The organism is uncultured Algibacter sp. (assembly GCF_947487605.1).
GTDB lineage: Bacteria > Bacteroidota > Bacteroidia > Flavobacteriales > Flavobacteriaceae > Algibacter_D.
Genome location: NZ_CANKXK010000057.1, coordinates 1 through 788 on the forward strand (window position 1 = coordinate 1; position 788 = coordinate 788).

Genomic DNA, 788 nt, shown 5'->3' on the forward strand with positions numbered 1-788 from the left:
GCAGTTATTTGATGAAAACTCTGAAATACATATTAATAATAGGGTTTTTGATTTACAGTTGTGAATCAAAAAATGCTGAATATGAAATTTTGAATAGAACGAAAATAATTAAAAAAGATAATTGCGAAATTCCAATCTCGTATCCAGAAATCAAAGGTCTTTTAGATAAAGTAAAAATGGCTAAACTGAATGAAATATTAGAAGATTATGCCGAACACGAATATTACGCACATAATTGCGAGAAAGTAGATACTAAAAAAAGTCAGGTAACTGGAAATTACAAGATTTTATTAAAAACTGACTCAATATTGAGTGTTGAATTTCAGACTTTAATAAGTCGTGGAGGAATAAAGAAAGATACAGTTTATCATTCGATTGTTGTAAATCCGAAACAAAAAGACACTTTGAAAGTTGGACTTTTAGGAATTGAACCAAATCAAATAATTCCGAATTTTAAACGTGGAATGATTTATCCTTATGTTAAAAAATATAGTGCTGAAAATAATAATTATGTGAATTTACTCGCTTACGAAACTGGAAGTAATTATGTAATAACTTGGGCTATATCTGAAAAGAATTTTATCGTTTATGTTGGCGGAGAAGGAGAATGGTTTGGAAACAACAAAATAGAAATTCCATTAAACGAATTGAAAGAAAAAACAACTGCTAACAAAGTATAAAATTAATGCTTGGGTCTTTGCCTAAACCAGTGATTAGTCCTGTTTTGTTACATCTGATTTTCCTGCGGAAAATCCTCGCACACAAAACCGCACTAATCTTATACATAA

General features: G+C 29.4%; 1 protein-coding gene. It reads left to right on the top strand.

Going from position 1 to position 788, the window contains the following annotated elements; all coding sequences use genetic code 11:
* A partial coding sequence (locus Q0739_RS14915; protein WP_298239533.1) for a hypothetical protein occupies positions 1–680 on the top strand: 680 nt, incomplete at its 5' end.
* Positions 681–788 lie beyond the last annotated feature (108 nt).